At 70.3% G+C, this 1,515-nt stretch carries 1 protein-coding gene; it reads left to right on the top strand.

Annotated features, from left to right (window positions below; all coding sequences use genetic code 11):
* Nucleotides 1-131: 131 nt before the first annotated feature.
* The coding region (locus AC1DZ6_RS25035; RefSeq protein ID WP_477099794.1) for an efflux transporter outer membrane subunit at nt 132-1,515 on the top strand (1,384 nt) is incomplete at its 3' end.

Below are 1,515 nucleotides of genomic sequence, written 5' to 3' on the forward strand. Positions count from 1 at the left end.
GCGGCGGCGTCTGGGGGCGTGCTGTCGATGGTCATGCCTTGATAGGTAGCATCGCAGGTCCTGATTGACAACGAGTGACCAAATTAGCATATGGTCACTTGCTCAAGGATGAGCGTCACGAGGAGGTCGCGATGCGATCGGTTTCGAGCTTGGCTCTGCTGGCCCTGGCCGGCGTCACGATGGGCGGCTGCGCCGTGGGTCCCGACTATGTCGCGCCGCCCTCGGCGGTCTCCGGGACGTTTATCGGCGCCGCTGCCGTGGCCCAGCGCGCGGCCCCGCCAGCGGCCGTCGATCAGGCGGCGTGGTGGAAGGGCTTCAACGACCCTGTCCTCGACGGCCTGGTCGATCGCGCCCTGGCCCAGAACCTCGACTTGGCTCAGGCCACGGCCCGTGTGACGCAGGCGAGGGCCGGACTGTCGGCCGCCACCGCCGCGCTGCTGCCCTCCGGCGGCATGCAGACAAGCGCAGCCACGGCCCACGCCTCGACCCAGACCCCCACGGGACGCCTGGCGTCTTCCGCGCCGGGCTTCGATCGCGACGGCTCGCTCTACGAAGCCAATGTCACCGGTGACTGGGAGGTTGACGTCTTCGGCGGCCTGCGGCGCGATCGCGAGGCCGCTGTCGCCGACTATCAGGCCGCCAAGGTCGGCGTCGCGGCGGCCCGCCTGTCGGTCGCGGCCCAGACGGCCGACACCTATCTGGTGATCTGCGGCCTGCAGGCGCGGTTGGGCGTGGCCCGAGGCCAGGTCGACACCCAGAGCAAGCTGGTCCAGACGGTGCGCCTGCAACAGAGCCGGCAGGTCGCCTCCGAACTTCAGCTGCATCAGGCCGAAGGCGCCCTGGCCCAGACCCGCGCCCAGGTCCCGCTGCTGGAGGAGGGGCTCGAGGCGGCGATGAACGCGCTGGACGTGCTGCTGGGCGCCCAACCTGGCGCCACCCGGGTGGAACTGGCCTCCGCCACGCCGGTGCCGCACGCCCCGGCCATCGCCGAGGCGGTTGGTCCGGCCGACCTCATCCGCCGCCGCCCGGACCTGGCGGTCGCGGAGTGGCGGCTGAAGGCGTCGAACGCCGCGATCGGTTCGGCCGTCTCCGAATACTATCCCAAGTTCTCACTGAACGGCTTGGTCGGCACGGCCTCGACGGCCAGCGGCTCCCTGTTCGCCGGTCCAGCCAACCAGGCCCAGGGCGTGTTGGGCCTGCGCTGGCGCCTGTTTGACTTCGGTCGCGTCGATGCGGAGATCAAGGCTGCCAAGGGGCGCAACGCCGAGAGCCTGGCCGCCTATCAGCAGTCGGTGCTGCGCGCCACGGCCGATGTCGAGGATTCCTTCTCCAGCCTCGTCAAGCGCGAGGATCAGGCGCGGATCCTGGTGGATGGCGARCAGTCGCTCTCCAAGGCGCGCACGGCTTCCGAGGTGGCCTACAAGGCCGGCGCGGTCAGTTTGATCGAAGTGCTGGACGCTGACGCCAGACTGCTGACCGTCCGCGACGCACGCGCGCAGGCGGATACCGAGGCGG

The organism is Caulobacter sp. P1_B12_2 (assembly GCF_056406675.1).